Origin of the sequence: Hallella faecis, from assembly GCF_018789675.1 — a bacterium.
Classification (GTDB): domain Bacteria; phylum Bacteroidota; class Bacteroidia; order Bacteroidales; family Bacteroidaceae; genus Prevotella; species Prevotella faecis.
In genome coordinates this window covers 23,598-41,932 of sequence record NZ_JAHKBE010000014.1, presented here as the reverse complement: position 1 = coordinate 41,932, position 18,335 = coordinate 23,598, and the positions used below count along the sequence as shown (strand labels likewise).

12 protein-coding genes and 2 tRNA genes are annotated in these 18,335 nt (G+C 55.8%); 6 read left to right on the top strand and 8 right to left on the bottom strand.

The window, feature by feature from the left end:
* Positions 1-10: 10 nt before the first annotated feature.
* On the top strand, positions 11-787 hold the full coding sequence (locus KM934_RS05160; protein WP_215759557.1) for a glycosyltransferase family 2 protein: 777 nt from the start codon (positions 11-13) through the stop codon (positions 785-787).
* Between the two features lie 982 nt (positions 788-1,769).
* Here the strand turns inward: KM934_RS05160 and KM934_RS05155 are convergent.
* The 4 genes from KM934_RS05155 to KM934_RS05140 all read right to left on the bottom strand — a co-directional run bounded on the left by KM934_RS05155 (position 1,770) and on the right by KM934_RS05140 (position 6,564).
* On the bottom strand, positions 1,770-2,738 hold the full coding sequence (locus KM934_RS05155; RefSeq protein ID WP_215759556.1) for a peptidoglycan DD-metalloendopeptidase family protein: 969 nt from the start codon (positions 2,736-2,738) through the stop codon (positions 1,770-1,772).
* Between the two features lie 362 nt (positions 2,739-3,100).
* Positions 3,101-5,200, bottom strand: a complete 2,100-nt coding sequence (gene recG, locus KM934_RS05150) for an ATP-dependent DNA helicase RecG (protein WP_215759555.1) — start codon at positions 5,198-5,200, stop codon at positions 3,101-3,103.
* Between the two features lie 86 nt (positions 5,201-5,286).
* Positions 5,287-5,961, bottom strand: coding sequence for a 2-C-methyl-D-erythritol 4-phosphate cytidylyltransferase (locus KM934_RS05145; RefSeq protein WP_215759554.1), 675 nt, complete (start codon positions 5,959-5,961; stop codon positions 5,287-5,289).
* A 30-nt stretch (positions 5,962-5,991) separates the two neighbouring features.
* Complete coding sequence (locus KM934_RS05140) at positions 5,992-6,564, bottom strand: DJ-1 family glyoxalase III (RefSeq protein ID WP_215759553.1); 573 nt, start codon at positions 6,562-6,564, stop codon at positions 5,992-5,994.
* A 189-nt stretch (positions 6,565-6,753) separates the two neighbouring features.
* Here KM934_RS05140 and KM934_RS05135 point away from each other — a divergent pair, with 189 nt between their 5' ends.
* The 4 genes from KM934_RS05135 (at position 6,754) to KM934_RS05120 (ending at position 10,801) form a co-directional block, all read left to right on the top strand.
* The gene (locus KM934_RS05135) at positions 6,754-7,638 is read left to right on the top strand and encodes an NAD kinase (RefSeq protein WP_215759552.1); all 885 of its coding nucleotides are present in this window, start codon (positions 6,754-6,756) and stop codon (positions 7,636-7,638) included.
* Between the two features lie 39 nt (positions 7,639-7,677).
* Positions 7,678-9,348, top strand: coding sequence for an ABC transporter ATP-binding protein (locus tag KM934_RS05130; protein WP_215759551.1), 1,671 nt, complete (start codon positions 7,678-7,680; stop codon positions 9,346-9,348).
* 296 nt (positions 9,349-9,644) lie between these two features.
* The gene (locus KM934_RS05125) at positions 9,645-9,965 is read left to right on the top strand and encodes an iron-sulfur cluster assembly protein (protein WP_215759550.1); all 321 of its coding nucleotides are present in this window, start codon (positions 9,645-9,647) and stop codon (positions 9,963-9,965) included.
* Positions 9,966-10,021: 56 nt separating this feature from the next.
* Positions 10,022-10,801 carry a UDP-2,3-diacylglucosamine diphosphatase gene (locus tag KM934_RS05120; RefSeq protein ID WP_215759549.1) on the top strand — a complete coding sequence of 260 codons (780 nt, stop codon included), beginning with the start codon at positions 10,022-10,024 and terminating at the stop codon, positions 10,799-10,801.
* 129 nt (positions 10,802-10,930) lie between these two features.
* Here the strand turns inward: KM934_RS05120 and KM934_RS05115 are convergent, their stop codons facing one another.
* Both KM934_RS05115 and KM934_RS05110 read right to left on the bottom strand, forming a co-directional pair.
* The gene (locus tag KM934_RS05115; protein ID WP_215759548.1) at positions 10,931-11,968 is read right to left on the bottom strand and encodes a sugar kinase; all 1,038 of its coding nucleotides are present in this window, start codon (positions 11,966-11,968) and stop codon (positions 10,931-10,933) included.
* Between the two features lie 494 nt (positions 11,969-12,462).
* Positions 12,463-12,535: transfer RNA gene (locus tag KM934_RS05110), tRNA-Pro, on the bottom strand.
* Positions 12,536-12,726: 191 nt separating this feature from the next.
* Here KM934_RS05110 and KM934_RS05105 point away from each other — a divergent pair.
* Positions 12,727-12,799: transfer RNA gene (locus KM934_RS05105), tRNA-Phe, on the top strand.
* A 242-nt stretch (positions 12,800-13,041) separates the two neighbouring features.
* Here the strand turns inward: KM934_RS05105 and KM934_RS05100 are convergent.
* Complete coding sequence (locus tag KM934_RS05100; protein ID WP_215759547.1) at positions 13,042-14,394, bottom strand: UDP-N-acetylmuramoyl-tripeptide--D-alanyl-D-alanine ligase; 1,353 nt, start codon at positions 14,392-14,394, stop codon at positions 13,042-13,044.
* 370 nt (positions 14,395-14,764) lie between these two features.
* Positions 14,765-18,298 (bottom strand): glycoside hydrolase family 95 protein, encoded by a 3,534-nt coding sequence (locus KM934_RS05095; protein ID WP_215759546.1) that lies wholly within the window; start codon positions 18,296-18,298, stop codon positions 14,765-14,767.
* Positions 18,299-18,335: the final 37 nt, after the last annotated feature.

The window sequence follows — 18,335 nt, the reverse complement described above, 5'->3', positions numbered from 1 at the left end:
CTCGTTTCACATGATCAAGATAACCATTATTACTTGCACATATCAGGCAGCCCACGAGCTGCCGCGCACGGTAGAGAGTGTGCTCAGTCAGACTCATGCCGATGTGGAACATATTATCCTTGATGGCCTGTCGACCGATGGCACCGTGGAGATAGCGCGCGATTATGAGCGCCATTCGGCCGCGGCCGACAATGGGCACGAGGTGATTGTCGTGTCGGAGAAGGACCGTGGGCTCTATGATGCCATGAACAAGGGCATACAGAAGGCCACGGGCGACTACCTGGTGTTTCTCAATGCCGGCGACGTCTTTCCCTCGCCCGACACCCTTGAACTCGTTGCCAGCAGCGTGGGCGATGGTGAGGAGCTTCCGGGTGTGCTCTATGGCAACACCGACATCGTCGACGATGAGGGCCATTTCCTGCGCCATCGCCGCCTGCAACCACCTGAGCGGCTCACGTGGCGCTCATTCCGCCAGGGCATGCTGGTGTGCCACCAGGCGTTCTATGCGCGCACCGACCTGGCCAAGGCCAACCCCTACAACATGCAGTATCGCTTCTCGGCCGATGTGGACTGGTGTATCCGCGTGATGAAAGCGGCCGAGCTCCAAGGACTTCCACTGCGCAATGTTGATGCGGTGGTGGTCAATTACCTCGACGGAGGCATGACGGTAAAGAACCACAGGGCCTCGTTGCGCGAGCGTTTCCGCTTGATGCGACACCACTACGGACTGCTGCCAACGCTGGCCATGCACGCATGGTTTGTGTTGCGGTCGGTACTGAAGAAATAACAATTCAATACTCTTGATCCCCAATCGGCTATTTGGCTGATTGGGGATTTTATATAGCTCATCCGACATTTGGAGTGATAAAGGACACACGTGAGTATTTACGCTCAGACGCGGTAACAACGAATTGAACGAATTTACGAATTGATATAATCGTTTTACGATTACCAATTTGAACGAATTTTGGCTAACGCAATTAGGAAAATTCGAAAATTCGAGAAATTTGTTGTTGCGCCGTCTGAGGCTAAAAGAAAAACCATTCGGGGTGAGAGAAATTCGATCAGACGCGGTCGCCGTCTGAGGCCAAAGCTATTAGAAGTAGTACGCACTTCAAGTCACTCCAAATGTCGGATGATCCTTTTATATGTCCCTTCCGTTGTTTGTGGGAGAAAAGAACGCTGAAAATGGGTAACAATCTATAGTCAAAACTACACATTTCTTTTCCACGACGGAAATATTTGGTCGAAATATGCGATTCTTGGCGTATTTTTGTAAATTCTTAACATTCAGGCGTTTACAATCAAAATGCCTCATTCATCACTCCCCATTTAACGTTCCACACTATAAAACATGCCTAATTGAGGTGCGGAAGATGCCCTTCGGCAGTGCGAAAGACGCCAAACGGTGGCTCGTTTAGGCATGTTTCGCAACTCGAAAGATGCCTAACCGCAAACGCAAGTCTCGGTTTTGTCGCTCCAGTTGGGTAAAAACGGCGTTTTCGTTCTCTGGTTCATCCGAAATGGTGGACAAACTTTTTAGCCAAATATCCATACATCGCCTGTAGCCTTGGCATTGCTCAATGCTAAGTGTTGCGGGGCTGAGGAGCCTTGCGCAGGGGTGTTTAGAAGAAATGAGCCTCCCTTATTGGCCCTTGCCTGTGGCCCATTCCATACGAAGCTTCGCGCATGGATACAGAAAAGCCCTGCACATCCGATGGAAGTGCAGGGCTTTCTTATGGGTTCACGCCAATGGCGTGGTTGGTGCATTAAGAGTATCTCACGATCTGTCCGGTTCTCACACGCTGGTTTTTGCGGAATCCGTTCAGGCGGCAGAGCTTGTTGATGTCCACATGGAGCTTGTTGGCAATGCCCTCAAGCGTCTCGCCGTTCTTCACCTTGTAGTAGAGGCGCTCCGGACCGTTCATGGCGTAGTTGATTACCTCGTCGGCCGTCTCGCTGCGTCCCAGTTCGCCACCCTGAACCATGTCGCGGGTGTAACCGCCGTTGCCCACCTTGCCGCGCTCGCGTGTGGCCTCTGCCGACTCGCAGTCGTATGTGTCACGGTTAAACACGTATTGGTCGCCCGTCACATCCTGGTTGCGGAAGTCGAAGAGCAGGGCGGGGTTGAGGGCCACGCCGCACAGACGTGTTTCGAAGTGGAGGTGCGAACCAGTGCTTCGCCCGGTGTTGCCGCCCAGTCCGATGGGTTCGCCTGCGCGCACCACTTGGTTTTCATGAACGATTTGCTTTGAGAGGTGGCCGTAGATGGTCTCCAGGCCGTTGGGGTGACGAATGACGATGTATTTTCCGTATCCGCCAGCGTTGTATTTCACGATGCGAACCTTTCCCGAGAAAGCGGCGCGAATGGTGTCGCCTACATAAACCTTGATGTCGAGGCCCTTGTGCTGGCGGCCCCAACGGGCACCAAAGTTACTGGTCACCACACGACTGGGTGTGGGCATGCAGAAATGGCGTAAGTCGATGGTAAATCTATCGGGGAGTTCGGTGGCACGATGTGCGTATGTGTTGTCCCATTCGTCGCCATAAAGATCGGCGGCGGGAGACTGCATGTTTTCTCTTTCGGCGAACGACTTGACTTCAATGGAGTCGAGCTTCTTTGCTCTTCGGTCGATGGGAGCCTGTCGCGCCAATAGGTCTTGTCCTACCACGGGCTCGGCTGCCAGTGCGAATAATAGTGATAGCGTTATAGTCTTTATTGTTCTTTTCAGCGTCATGTGCTTCGTTTTGCGATTAGGTTCAGATCTTTCGAAATGCAAGAAACGTTTGCCTTGCATGTCGTCATTGAATGTTAGGTGGATCAATGAATTATCAAAAGATGGTGCAAAGGTAATAAAAAAATCTGTAATGAGATTGTTACATTAACAGTTTTTGCTCAGAAATTAACATAAAAACGGTGTTTTTCCCTGTCTGTTAACATTTGTAATGTGCTAATTTGCCAACATTTAACGAAATGCGGCTCACTTTTTGATGTAATGCGACGGTGTGTATTACGCAATATAATGTAATATCACACGGGGTGAAAGGCTGTGTTTTTGGGGGGTGGAATGGTTGGTGGTCGATGGATGTCGGATACTGGTTAGCTGATGGCCGACCAGTTGATGTTGGTCTTCCGCAGTTCCTTGAGTCGGTCCCATAGCAAGGCGTTTTCCGGCTTGTTGCAGTCGGGGTCGTTGTCGATGATGCGTTGCGCCTCGTCGCGTGCCATCTGCACGAGTTGTCCGTCGCGCGCAATGTCGGCTATCTTCAGGTCGAAGGCAATGCCGCTCTGTTGCGTTCCCTCCAGGTCGCCGGGGCCTCTCAGTTTCAGGTCGGCCTCCGCAATGCGGAACCCATCGTTGGTTTCGCACATGATGTCGATGCGCTTGCGCGTTTCTTGCGACAGTTCGTAGCCCGTTACGAGGATGCAGAAGCTCTGCTTGGCGCCTCGTCCCACGCGGCCGCGCAACTGGTGGAGCTGCGACAATCCGAAGCGCTGGGCCTCCACGATGACCATGACCGAGGCGTTGGGCACGTTCACGCCCACCTCGATAACGGTGGTTGAGACGAGTATCTGGGTCTCTCCGCTGACAAATTTCTGCATCTCGGCCTCCTTCTCGGCGGCCTTCATGCGTCCGTGAACCTTGCTGAGCTTAAACTCGGGGAATATCTCGCGCAGGCTCGCATAGCCCTCCTCGAGGTTTTGCAGGTCGAGCTTGGCGCTCTCCTCGATGAGCGGAAACACGATGTAGACCTGTCGGCCCTCGTTGATTTGTTGTCGGATGCCGTTGTAGAGACTGGTCGTCTGGTTGTTGTACTTGTGCAGGGTGACGATGGGTTTGCGGCCCGGCGGCAGTTCGTCGATGACGCTCACGTCGAGGTCGCCATAGATGGTCATGGCCAGTGTGCGCGGTATGGGCGTGGCGGTCATGACGAGTATGTGTGGCGGTTTCTCGCTCTTGGCCCACAGTTTGGCGCGTTGGGCCACACCAAATCGGTGCTGCTCGTCGACCACCGCCATGCCGAGGCGCCTAAATTGCACGTTGTCCTCGATGATGGCGTGCGTGCCCACCAGGATGTCGACCGACCCATCGGCCAGTCCTTCGAGCACCTCCTTGCGGCGTTTGCCCTTCACGATGCCCGTCAGCAGTTCCACACGGATGTCCATTCCCTTCAGAAACGCCTGAAGGGTGGCCAGGTGCTGCTCGGCGAGAATCTCCGTAGGCGCCATCATGCAGGCTTGGAAGCCGTTGTCGAGCGCCAGCAGCATCACCATGAGCGCCACCAGCGTCTTGCCCGATCCCACGTCGCCCTGTAACAGGCGGTTCATTTGCCTGCCCGACCGCAAGTCGTCGCGAATCTCGTGCATCACACGTTTCTGGGCCCCGGTCAGTTCGAAGGCCAGGTTCTCTTGGTAGAAGCGGTTGAAGTGTTCGCCCACCTTGCCAAACACGTAGCCTTGGTATTTCTTGCGGTGCTCGGCCATGTAGCGCACGATGTTGAGCTGAACGTAGAACAGTTCCTCAAACTTCAGGCGCACTTGGGCGCGTTGCACATCGTCGAGCGACTTTGGATAATGGATCTTCCTCAGGGCGTCGTCGCGTGAAATGAGGTGCAACCTGCTGATCTGCGAGGGCAGCAGCGTTTCTTGCAGGGCGCCTGCCGGAATCTTCCCCACCAGCGTCTTCGTCAGTTTTCCCACGGCGTGCGAGGTCATGCCCGCGTTTTTCATCTTCTCCGTGGTGATGTAATACGGTTGCATGCCCATGTCGTTGAGGCACAGGTCGGCCGCCCGCTCCATCTCAGGGTGGGCAAACTGGTAGCGCCCTTGGTAGGTGGTGGGTTTTCCAAACACCACATACTCCTCGCCAACCTTATAGGTCTTCATGGCGTATTGCCCACCCTTGAACCACACCAGGTCGGCCACGCCATGCCCGTCGGTGAAGTGGGCCACGGTGCGTTTGTGGCGACGGTCGGACGCAAACACCTCGTAGCTGAGAATTTTTCCCTTGATTTGCACAAAAGGCATGTCGCCAGTGAGGTCGGATATGCGGTAAACCTTGGAGCGGTCCACATATTTATAAGGATAATACTCCAACAGGTCACCCCAGGTCTTGATGCCGAGCTGACCTACCAGTGTGTCTTTCTTGTGTGGGCCTACGCCCGAAAGATACATGATGTCTTGTGAGAGGATGTCCATTTGCCTGAGTGAGGAGAATGAGATTACTGCTTACTGATGCTTTGGTGCGTGCCGACTCGTGGCGCGACGGCTGTCCGTTCGCCGCCTTATCGCTGCTTGATGATGAAGTCGGCCAGTTGGAGGTCGAAGGGCGTAGTGAGCTTGATGTTCTCGCGGTTGCCCTCCACCATGCGCACCTGGCAGCCCAGGCTCTCCACGACCGATGCGTCGTCGGTGAACGCGTCGCGGTAAGGCTGGCGGAAAGCCTGCTTGGCCAGCGCTATGTCGAACACCTGTGGCGTTTGCACAATGCGGTAGTCGGAGCGCGGAACGTTGCGCCCGGCGCTGCTTCCGCCCGTGAAACGCAGCGTGTCGGTGACGGGCATGACGGGCAATGCGGCATAATCCTCGCGTGCCGCCTCGAAGCATCGGTCGATGGTTTCGGCCGACACGAAGGGGCGCACGCCATCGTGGAACCCCACAACGCCCTCCTCATCGTCGGGCACAAGCGCCAGTCCGTTGCGCGACGACTCAAAGCGCGAGGCGCCACCATCCGCGATGTCGTGCTCGATGGTGAAGCCCTGCTCGTTGCACAGCTGCCGCCAGAACGCCTGTTGGTCGTGGGGCAGCACCACGATGATGTGGAGCTTGGGGTTGTAATCGTGAAACTTCTTGATGGTGTGCATGAGGACGGGCCTTCCGCCTATGGGCAGAAACTGCTTGGGGAGGTCGCCTCCCATGCGTGTTCCCTTGCCTCCAGCCACAATGATGATATGGTCCATGGTTTCGGATTGGTGTTATTGCGTAGTGTGTTAAGCCTCGGTTCCCATCAGGTGGGCGTACATCATGCCGTGCTGCATGGCGCGCACCTCATCCTCGCTGACGAAATAGCTCAGTATGCGGTAGGCGTAAGGCAGGCTGGCGGCCGGTCCTTCGCCAGTAATGATGTTGCCGTCTTCTTGGAAGAGTTGTGCGGTGTAAGTGGCGCCCGTAAGGTATTTCTCGAAACCGGGATAGCAGGTGGCCTTCTTCCCTTCGAGGAGGCCGATGGATCCCAGCACCATGGGAGCGGCGCAGATGGCACCCACCCGTCGTCCGCTTTCATACTGCCTTTTGAGTGCTTGGCGCACCCCCTCGTGCTCGTTGAGATTGCTTGCGCCCGGCATGCCGCCCGGCAGGAGCAGCATGTCGGCGTCGCTGAAGTCGCCAGCCTGCTCAAACGTCAGGTCGGCCTTGACGGTGACGCCGTGCGCCGATTCCACCCACTCGGTGCCAGTGATGCTTACGGTTTTCACGTCAACGCCTCCTCGGCGAAGAATGTCGACAGGAGCCAATGCTTCGATGTCCTCAAAGCCATTGGCGAGAAATTCATATACTTTTGCCATGATTTGATGAGTTAATTCGATGAAAAGTAGTATTTTTGCATAAAATAGGTTGCACTCGGCCATTTGCAAGCACGTTCTCGTTGCGCTTGTCGGAACGTCCTCGTGCAGGGGTTATAGTTGCAAATTTACTAAAAGTTTACCATTCTCCGACGATTTGAGAAGATAAAGAAGATTAAAAAGCGATAAACGATGTCACAGCAGCATTTGCGTTTTGCCCTTTTCGGCAACGAGTATCAGACCAAGAAGTCGGTGGCCGTGGAGCGAACCATCAACTATCTGCGGGCCCACGGCGCCGAGCTCTACATCGATCGGCCGTATTACGAGTTTCTTGTGCGGCAGAGCGACGACGAGGTGTGGTGCTCAGGCGTGTTCGACGACTATAATTTCGATGTCGACTTTGCCATTTCCCTGGGAGGCGATGGCACGTTCCTGCGTGCTGCGAGCCGTGTGGGCGCCAAGGGAATACCCGTGTTGGGTGTCAACATGGGGCGCTTGGGCTTCCTGTCAGACGTGCTTCCCTTGGAGGTGGAAAAGGCCCTTGATGAGATTTTCGAGGGCCAATACAAGCTCGAGGAGCACACGGTTATCAAGGTGGAGGCCGAAGGCGAACCCATCGAAGGCAACCCCTACGCCCTCAACGACATAGCGCTTCTGAAACGTGTGGACGCCTCCATGATCACCATTCGTTGCCGTGTGAACGGCGAGTACCTCGTCACTTATCAGGCCGACGGTCTCATCGTTTCCACGCCGACAGGTTCCACGGCCTACAATCTCTCCAATGGCGGTCCCATCATTGTGCCGTCGGCCGACATTCTTTGTCTCACCCCCGTGGCTCCCCACAGTCTCAACATCCGCCCGATCGTCATCAATGACGACTGTGTCGTCGAGTTGGAGGTGGAGAGTCGCAGTCACAACTTCCTGGCCGCCATCGACGGACGGTCGGAGAAACTGCGCGAGGGCACGAAGGTGATCATCCGTCGCGCACCTTTTAAGATTAAGATAGTGAAGCAGCGTTCATCGCATTATTTCTCCACGTTGCGCGACAAGCTGATGTGGGGCGCCGACCAACGCTGAGGCCATTGAACTTTTCCGATTGAACAACACGTCCGACACATGAACATCAAACGACTGCTGAAGATTCCCCCTTCGCGCTACAGCGCGCGCACCATCCTTGGCTGGCTATGGCAGGCATGGCGTGGCAACCGCACCCAAGCGGCGCTCAACGCGCTCATAGGCTTGCTGTCGGTGGTGGTGTCGCTGGGCCAAGTGTGGGCCGTGCAGCATGCCATCGATGTGGCGTCGGGCGCCGTCCGGGGGTCCCTCTATGTCGCCGTGGGCTTGATGGGCGCGCTAATCCTGTGCGATTTTGGCCTGAACATTGCCACCACATGGGTGAGAAACATCCTCGGGGTGAAGGCCCAGAACCGTATGCAGCAGCGCATGCTCGACCGCATACTGCGTTCCGAGTGGCACGGTCGGGAGCGTTACCACTCGGGCGACGTGCTCAACCGTTTGGAGTTTGACGTGAGCAACGTGGTGAGTTTTCTCACCGAGACCATCCCGTCGACGCTCTCTGTGGTGGCCATGTTTGTGGGAGCCTTCTGCTACCTGTTGTCGATGGATGCCGTATTGGCCCTGATCACGGTGGCCATCCTTCCCGTTTTCATTGCGTTTAGTAAGATTTACATGGGGCAGATGCGCCGTTTGACGCGCGAGGTGCGCACGTCCGACTCGAAGGTTCAGAGCGTGTTGCAAGAAACCATACAGCACCGCGTGCTCATTAAGACCCTTGAGAACGATGAGGCGATGGTGGGACGGTTGGAGGGAACGCAGAGCGAGCTGCGCCATCGCGTGGTGCGCCGCACAAGGTTCTCGGTGTTTAGCAACCTCGTGCTCAACTTTGGATTTGCGCTGGGCTACCTCGTAGCCTTCCTCTGGGCCGCCGTTCGCATGTCGGAGCGCACCCTTACGTTTGGAGGTATGACCGCTTTCTTGCAGTTGGTAAACCGCATACAGAGTCCTGCCCGGTCGCTCACCAAGTTGGTTCCGGCTTTCGTCTCGGTGTTCACCGCCGCCGAACGCCTGATGGAACTCGAGGAGACGCCGCTGGAGGAGCAGGGCGAACCCATCCTGATGGCGGCGCCTTGTGGTGTGAGGTTGGAAGGGGTGGGCTATGCCTACGACGCCGCCGACGGCAAGGTGATCGACAATCTCTGTTTCGATTTCCGTCCTGGATCATGCACCGCCGTGCTGGGCGAGACCGGCGCTGGCAAGACCACGCTGGTGCGCATGATGCTGGCCCTGTTGCGACCCCAGCAAGGACGGGTGGTTCTTTACAACGCCACGGAGAGTAAGGAGTTGTCGCCTCGTATGCGTTGCAACTTCGTTTATGTGCCGCAGGGCAACACCCTGATGAGCGGCACCCTGCGCGACAACCTCCGCATGGGCAAGCCCGACGCCACCGACGAGGAGATGCGTGAGGCGCTTCACAAAAGTTGCGCCGACTTTGTGATGGACCTTCCCGATGGGCTCGACACCGTTTGCAGCGAGGCTGGCGGCGGACTCTCGGAGGGACAGGCGCAGCGCATAGCCATAGCCCGCGCCCTGTTGCGCAACCGTTCGGTAATGCTCTTCGACGAAGCCACGTCGGCTCTAGACCCCGAAACGGAGCGGCAGTTGCTCCACAACATTCTCGCCACCCACGAAAAGACGGTCATCTTCATCACTCACCGCCTCGCCGTGGTGGATTATTGCGACCAAACGCTCCGCATCGACAAGCTCTGACATGCACCGGGGCACATGCTCTGGGGGCATCGTTCGGCTGATGGCGCCAGTCGAAGACTTTTCATCCTTTTGTCGGCAAACGCTGAAAGTTTGCCGATTTTTCTTTTGGTCAGGCGCACCTTTTCCGTATCTTTTTCCTATCTTTGCAGAAGATAGGCTGCTCTCGGCCATCTGAAAGCAAACTTTCATGGCGCTCGTTTGCACTATCTTTGCAGAAGATAGGCTGCTCTCGGTCATTTGAAAGCAAGTTTTCATGGCGCTCGTTGGCACTATCTTCACAACAAACCATTGCGAAAATGACCATAGAAGAAAAGACAAAGCTTGAGGAGCGAATCGTCGACGTGTTGAAAACCGTTTACGACCCGGAGATCCCCGTGAACATCTGGGACCTCGGAATGATATATAAAATAGATGTGAAGGACGACGCCACCGTCGACATCGACATGACCTTCACCGCACCGTCGTGCCCTGCCGCTGACTTCATCCTGGAGGATGTGCGCACAAAGGTCGATAGTGTGGAGGGCATCAAGGGAACCAATGTGAACCTGGTGTTCGAGCCTGCTTGGGACCAAAGCATGATGACCGAGGAGGCACGCGTGGAACTGGGATTTGAATAAGAAGGCTCGCTGAGCCGCTTTCTCACCGAATAGACTGACCTATCATCACAACGCTTATGGCAAAGAACGTGTATTTTCTGAGCGACGCCCATCTGGGTTCGCTGGCCATCCCGCATCGCCGCATGCAGGAACGCCGCCTCGTTCGTTTCCTCGACAGTGTCAAGGAGAAGGCGTCGGCCATCTATCTGCTGGGCGATATGTTCGATTTTTGGGACGAATACCGTTATGTCGTCCCCAAGGGGTACACCCGTTTCCTTGGAAAACTGTCGGAGTTGACCGACATGGGGGTTGAGGTGCACTTCTTCACCGGCAACCACGACCTGTGGACCTACGGCTATTTGGAGGAGGAATGTGGGGTCGTGGTGCATCGTCAGGCGCTCACGGCTGACATCTACGGAAAGGTGTTCTATATGGCCCATGGCGACGGTCTGGGCGACCCCGACAAGAAGTTCAAGCTGTTGCGCTGGATGTTCCACAACCGCGTGTGTCAGCGCATGCTCAATTTCATGCACCCTTGGTGGGGCATGCAACTGGGCTTGAACTGGGCCAAGCACTCGCGTCTGAAGCGGGTCGATGGTAAGGAGCCGCCTTACATGGGCGAGCATAAGGAGCACTTGGTGTTGTGGACGAAGGAATACATGAGAACCCATTCGAACATCGACTATTTCATTTACGGCCATCGCCACATTGAACTCGACCTGAACATGCCTCGCGAGAACGGCCATACGGCCCGCATGCTGATTCTCGGCGATTGGATTTCGCAGTTTACCTATGCCGTGTTCGACGGCGAACACCTCTTCCTGGAGGAATATGTGGAGGGCGAGAGCCGCCCATAAAACCCAACACGGGGGCAACGCATGCTCGTCAGCGCGTTGCCCCCGTATTGTTTTTGTGTAGGTGCGAAAGCCCGTTGTGCTCTCGCCCAAAGTATCATCTATTATAAAAAGTGCCCCGATGGGGGGTGGTTAGCGGTCGATGCGGCCACCCCGTGAGGTCATGTTAGTCAAAATTTCTTCCTCGCTCACAAGGTTCTGATCGCCCGGAATGGTGTTTTTCAATGCCGATGCCGACACTGAGAACTCCAGGCATCGCTGCTCGTCGTTGGGCCATTTCAGGCGTGCGTGGATGTAAGCGGCCACCCAAGCGTCGCCCACACCCATTTGGTCGACGATGTTGTCGATGTCGTAGATGCGCGAATAATAGATGTCGCCGTCCACCCAAAGCACGCCACAATTCACATGATGCTGGAACGACAGAATGTTGCGGTGGGCGATGAGCATGCGGTGACAGCGTGGGAACATCTCGTGCAGACGGTCGAAATAGCGGCGGTAGGCATCCTTGTCAAACGCGTAGCCCTCGCCGAGGGCGGTGAAGGGGATGGGCTCCATGCCGCTGGCCACATACCACTCGTTCTGGTCGCCGAAGATAAACGAGCTGTGGCTCATCAGCTCACGCAGCGAGCGCTGGGCGTCGGCCCCAGGATATTTCCACAGGTTGCCACGATAGTTGATGTCGCATGTGAGCTCCACGCCGCGCTCGTCGGCCATGCGCACGGCCTCCATGGTGGTGTCGAGAGCCGCTTGTGAGGTGGCGCAGGTGATGCCCGAGCAGTGGAACAGGTCGGTCTCGTTGAAGATGGGCTCCCAGTCGATGTCGCCATAGGCCATGGTGTTGAACGACGAGTCGTCGCGGTCGTACACCACGCGTGAGCCACGCATGGCTGCCGCCGGCTCAAAATAGTAAGTGCCCAGACGCTTGCCGCCGCGCACGGTGTGGCGCACGTTGAGGCCCAACTCGCGTAGGTGCATCAGCGCCGCATCGCCAATGGCGTTGTTGGGAACGCGAGTCACATACTCTACGTCGTCGCCCAGTTGGGCCAGCGACACGGCCACGTTGGCCTCCGACCCACCGTAGGCTGCGTCGAACGGTCCGTTTTGAAACAGGCGCTGGCCAGAATGCTTCGACAGGCGCAGCATAATTTCTCCGAATGTAACAATCTTCATGGTGTGAATCCTTGTGTTCGTAGTATCGTTTATTTGCTGCAAAAGTAAGCCTTTCGCACGAAATGGCAAAGCGTAGGGCTATAAAAAATGTGGCGTGGGGCAGTAAGTTGAGCCCAGGCACTATTGTCTGCCAATAGCTTTCGGGCTTGTCTGCATTTCCATTGCTATTGGTTGCCAATAGCTTTTGGGCTTGACGGTATTCTCGATGCTGTAGCCTTCCAGTAGCTTTTGGGCTTGTCGGTATCCTCGATGCTGTAGCCTTCCAGTAGCTTTTGGGCTTGACGGTATCCTCGATGCTATTGCGTAACCATAGGGGAAATGCATAATCAATTAGGAGATTGGGACCGACACGCTCCACCATCTTATATATAAGGGGTGTCGCGAGCCTGTTTGGCATGGTGCCGATAATAACTGGAATGCGTGGGGAGTGGGGCAGAGGGTAAAACGAAAAAAGCCAAATGGTGATGGCTACCATTTGGCTTCTTTGTAATGGGTCGGGATTACTGGACTCGAACCAGCGACCCCTACGTCCCGAACGTAGTGCGCTACCAACTGCGCTAAATCCCGATTGCCTCAATCGATGGAGAGGTCGCCCAAAAGCGTTCCCCACTTGAAGACGGATGCAAAGTTACATCTTTTTTTTGAAACACGAGCATTTTTTTTAGGAAAAGTTTGTTGGTTAGAATAAAAAGTGCTACCTTTGCACTCGCAAATGAGAAATGAGGCACTAAGCGCCGCAATTCTCAAGTTCGAAAGAGGGTACCTTAGCTCAGGTGGTAGAGCAATGGACTGAAAATCCATGTGTCCTTGGTTCAACTCCAAGAGGTACCACTTCCTCCTTTCATTCTGTCCAGTTCTCGTTCGCGAGGCTGGACTTTTTTGTTTTTTGTCACTATGTTTTTAATTTCCAAAGAGCCACCATTATTCCCAGTCGGCCATTAGACCGAGACGAATGGATTATAGAATAAAAGGGGCGTTTGCCGTGTGTCGTGTCACATGGCAAACGCCCCTTTGGCGTCTTGTCTTCCCTTGGGTCATAGCTTGTGTGATGGCCGACGGGAAATGATCAAGGGTTATAGCAGTTTGGGCAACTCGAACAGTTTGATGCCATTGCTGCCCTTCACCAAGATGCACTTGCCGCGCGGCTTGTCTTGGGCAATGGCCGCCTTCACCTCGTCGATGTTATGGAACTTGCGGAAGGTGGTATGGGTCTTGGCAAACTCATCGCCCACGAGCCACACATCGGTGAGATGCAACTTCTCAAGCGTGTCGACCACGCGTTGGTGTTCCTCGTTGCTGGCCTCGCCCAACTCGCGCATGTCGCCCAGAATGGCCATTTTCGGCTCCGCCACGGTAACGCGACTGAAATTGTCGAGTGCCGCTGCCATGCTCGATGGGTTGGCGTTGTAGGCGTCAACGATCAGCAGGTTGTCGGCCGTACGCTCCAGTTCTGAGCGGTCGTTGGTAGGACGGTAGTCGGCCAACGCCTCATTGATGAGTTCGGGCGCCACACCATTGTGGATTCCCACGGCAATGGCGGCCAACAGATTGTCGGCATTATATGTGCCCACCAGTTGGGTCTCCACTTCATATTGCAGGCTTCCCGTGGCCCCCTCGGGCACATATTCCCACTGCAACTTGACGTAAGGGTTGCACGCCACGACGCGTCCGGTCACCTGGTAGCGATTGGCCTCGTCGCTCTGTCCGTACGACAGCACGCGGTTCATCTGTCGGTCTTCCATCATCTTCGTCAGGTGGGGATTGGCCTCGTTGACGAACACTTCGGCGTTATGGGCTTTCAGCCAGTCGTAAAGCTCACCCTTGGTGCGCATCACGCCCTCGAACGAACCGAATCCCTGCAAGTGGGCGCGCCCCACGTTGGTAATGAGGCCTTGTGTGGGTTCCACGTATTCCACCAGTTGCTGGATGTCGCCGGGATGTGAGGCGCCCATCTCCACCACAGCAATCTCGTCGCCAGCTTTCAGGCGCAGCAACGTCTTGGGCACACCCACGTCGTTGTTGAAGTTGCCCTCGGTGTGCATCACGTGGTAGCGCTTGGCCAGCACGGCCGACAAAAGTTCCTTGGTGGTTGTCTTGCCGTTGGTGCCTGTGATGCCGATAACGGGGATGTTGAAATGGCGTCGGTGCTCTCGGGCCAACTGCTTGAAGGCCAACAGAGCGTCGTCGACCAAGATATAGCGGTCGTCGCCCTCAACCATGTATTCCTTTTCGTCGATGATGGCGTAGCTGCAACCACGCTCCAATGCCATCGCCGCAAACTTGTTGCCGTCGAACGATGCGCCCTTCAGAGCCAAGAATATTCCACAATCGCTCCCGTCTTGCGGTGCCGTTGCGGGAAGGCTTCGGCTGTCGGTGGTTACCTGCGGATGGCGCAGGTAGATGCTGTACAAATCAGTTGCATTCATTGTTCTTATCAAAATGTCTTCTACAATTATCGTTCGGCAGGTTCAACCGTGGTTGAGCCTACGAGCGTAGTATAGGGCAAAAGTAAACATAAAATGTGAGAACGCCCTTCTTTCCTTCGGAAAATCTTTCGCGCATGGGTCTTTTTGTCACTTCGCAGGTGCCTTCTTGTCGTTTTGCATGTGGCTTTTGGTTGATCTGTGTGAGAGACATGGGCATGGGGTGGTTGGCCTTTGGCGACAAAACAGATAAAACTCCATTCGGTGGTTGGTGACTATATGTGACAGGGTAAGAAAGCCGCCGACCGACTGGGACTAAAAGAAATCGGACCGAACGCGATGTTGTTCTGCGCTCGGTCCGATGGGAGGGTGATTAGAATTTCACTTTATATGTTTGCTTGCGGCCGTCTTGCGTCGTTACGCAGAGGATGGCCACCTCGCCTGCGCCTTTGCTTACTACGAGCGTGGGGCGCGATGAGCTGCCTACCAAACGGCCTTGCAGGTCAAACGCTTGCAAGTTTCTCACCTTGCAACCGCTCACACTCACGGTGCGGCCGTTGACGTTGAATGCCAGCGAGCTGTTCTCCACCTTGTTGATGCCAGTAGGATCGAAGGTGCCGTCGAAGTCGAACACGGTGACGCTACCCTTCTCGGGCGACACGAATGCGTTGTTGCTTTCCTTGGCTTCGGCCTCTTGGCACACACCGTCGATATACACGATAGCCTTCGAGATGCCAGGATACTTCACGATGCCCGTCTGTCCACAGTTGTTCACCACGGTGATGCGTGTGGCCTTTCCGGCCTTCCACGTGATGTCTACGGTGAAGTTGCCGACGGCCTTCAAGCCTGTGATGTGGCCCGTCTTCCAAGCTGCGGGCAGGGCTGGCAGTACCTGGAGAGTGTCGGTGTGGCTCTGCAGCAACATCTCGGCGATGCCTGAGCAAGCACCGAAGTTGCCGTCGATCTGGAACGGAGCGTGCGAATCATAGAGGTTGTAATAGATACCGCCACGGCTCTGGTCGGTTCCATACGATGTGCTGTGGCGCAGGGCCTTGGTCAGGATGCCGTGGGCCTTGGTGCCATTCTGCAGGCGTGCCCACAGGTTGATCTTCCAACCCATCGACCATCCTGTCGACTCGTCGCCGCGAAGGTTCATTGAGTTGACGGCGGCTTGGTAGTAGGGGCTGCTCGGTGTTACCTGGTTGAAGGGATAAACGCACATGAGGTGCGACATGTGGCGGTGTCCGTTCTCACCAGCGGTGTAAGCGCTGGTCTTCCATTCGCGCAGCAATACGTCGCCCGTATTGACGCCATTCTTCGGGTTGCCCCATTTGCCGGTGTAGGTCTCTGTGGCCAAACCGCGATCGAGCTTCGACAGGCGGTCTTCAAGGAGCTTGAGGTCGGCCTCGGTAATCTCGGCGTCGCTGCCAAGCACATCAATGGCGCTCTTTGTGTTGGAGAGAAGGTCGAACACGAGTTGCTGGGCGTGTGCCACACCATCTTCCTGCGAGGGACCATGCTCAGGCGAATATTCCTTTGGACAAACGTAGGTGTTGTCGGTTGTGTCGAGCACCAAACGGTCGAGCCAGAACTGGGCTGCGCTGAGCATGGCGGGGAAGGCACGCTTCAGGAAATCGCGGTCGAGGGTGTAGCGGTAGTGCTGCCAGAGGTGTGTGCAATACCATGCGTTGGCAATGACATAGTTGTGGGCGAATGATCCTACGCCACCGAAGATGTTGTTCTCCGTGTAGCAAGTCCATCCGCGCTTTTGTCCAGTGGCCTTGGCGTAGCCTGCCCACTCCTTGTGGTTTCCGGCGGCCATGTTGATGATATAGTTGAGGAAGGGCAGGTGCGTCTCACTCAGGTTGGTGGGCTCAGCGGGCCAATAGTTCATCTGCACGTTGATGTTCGAGTGGATGTCGGCGTGCCAGGGAGCCTGGCTCACGTTGTTCCAGATGCCCTGCAGGTTTGAGGGCAGGTCCACTCCGCGCGAGCTGCTGATCTCCAAGTAGCGTCCGTAGGCGAAGTAAAGCGTCTCGAGCATGCGGGCGTTGGTGCCCTTGCCTTGGTTGTAGGTGTCCACCAGCTTGTTGGTAGGCATGGTATTGGCGGTGCCGTCGAGATCAAAGTCAACGCGAGAGAAGAAGTTCTGGTAGTCGGCCACATGCTCCTCCTTCAATGCCTCGAAGCCATTTGCGGCAGCGTTGTCGACGCGAGCCTGTACGGTTGCGCCTAATTGTGATGTGTTGCTGACGAAACTCTTGACCGATGGGTCGAAGTCGGTGGCGCCAGCGAGCACCACGAGCACCTCGTTGGCGTTCTTCACGACGATGCCCTCGTCGGTTGTGGTCATCTCACCACCCGTGGGCACCACTTTGAGGCGTGCGTTATAGCTCACCGTTTCGAGCTTTCCAGCGAAGGCGGCCTCGCCCTCGGCATATTTCGTTGTGGCCTTCACGCCGGGCTTGCCAGCGTTGAGGGTGAAGCGCAGGCTCACCTGTCCGTCCTTGTCGGCTGCATAGCGAGCCACGATGGCGCCAGCGGGGTTCGACACAAAATACTCGCGAGAATATGTCACCGATTTGTCGGGACTTTTAAAGGTCACCTTGCTTGTGGCGTTGGTGAGGTCGAGCAGGCGGCAGTAGTCTTGCGCTGCGCCAGCCGAGCTGTAGTTGAAAGTTCCACTGATGTCCTCGGCAATTACAGAGCCGAAGTTCTGGTAATAGCCGTAGTTGCCGCCGTTGTCGGTGTTGCGTCCGCTCCACAGCGTCTTTTCGTTGAACTGAATCTCGTCCTTGTTGACACCTCCGAAGAGGCTTGCGCCGAGCTGTCCGTTTCCGATGGGCAAGCTATACTCCATCCAGATGTTGCCCACGCCAGTCAGTGTGGCGGGTTTGTCGTACCACAGCGTGAGCTTATTCTCGGGCGTGAAGCCCTCGATGCCCACCACCTTGTAGTCGGGGTATGACATTTCGTTGGGCGAAACGAAAGCCAAGGGGTTGTTGGGGTCGCCAACGGTCCACAGGCCTATGCTTCGTCCCTGTTGTGCGCCGCCCCATTGGTTGAGGGCGTTGGCGGTCTGTCCGTTGGGTTGGATCTCCCAGGCGGGCATGTAGGTGGCGTTGGGCGACTCAACCAGTTTGAATCCCTTCTTCTGAGGTGTGGGGTAGGCGCGCAACGGTGTGTTGTTGGCGGGCGACTCCGACGAAGCGGATGTGCTGCTCACCACGGCATAGCGACCGGCCTTGTTGACCAACTGGAAGTTGGATGCGTCGCCAACAAGTTTCCACAACTGCTCGTCGATGGGGTCGGCGGTGGCCAATCGGATGCACTGTCCCTGTCCCATGTCCTGCAGCGTGTAGCCGCCGTTGCGGAACTGGATGAAGTACCATGTCTCGCTTTCGTCGTTGCTAAAAGTGGGCAACTTGGTCGACGTGGCTACGAAAGAAAGCGGGTTGTTGGGGTCGCCCTGGGTCCATTCGCCCAGGTCTTTGCCGGCTCCTCCGCCGCCCCATTGGTTCATCGACTGACTTCCGTCGGCGCGTTGGATCTCCCAGCAGTCGGTGGCCGATGCGTTGGTGCTCTGCACAAGCTTCAGCGCCACGCTGTTGGTGCTGCTTGTTGTGAACATGCTTCCGTTCCAATTGACGAAACGTCCACTCTTGCTCTTCATCTTGAAGTTGCTCTTTGTTCCGATGAGCTGCCACTTTTGGGCGTCGGAAGAGCTTCCTGCTGCCGTCTTGAGGTTGGCGCCATCGCCTTTGTCGGCTAAGAAAGCGCCGCCTGTCTTAAACTGCACGCGATACCAAACGGGGTCGGTCTCGGTGGAAAACTCAGGCAACACACCCTGTGCTGCGGCTGTGACGCAGAGGAAGAGCGCTAATAATAATGCGTAGGTTTTCTTCATGTAATGATAAAATGATAGTACGGTTGGTTATGTTATA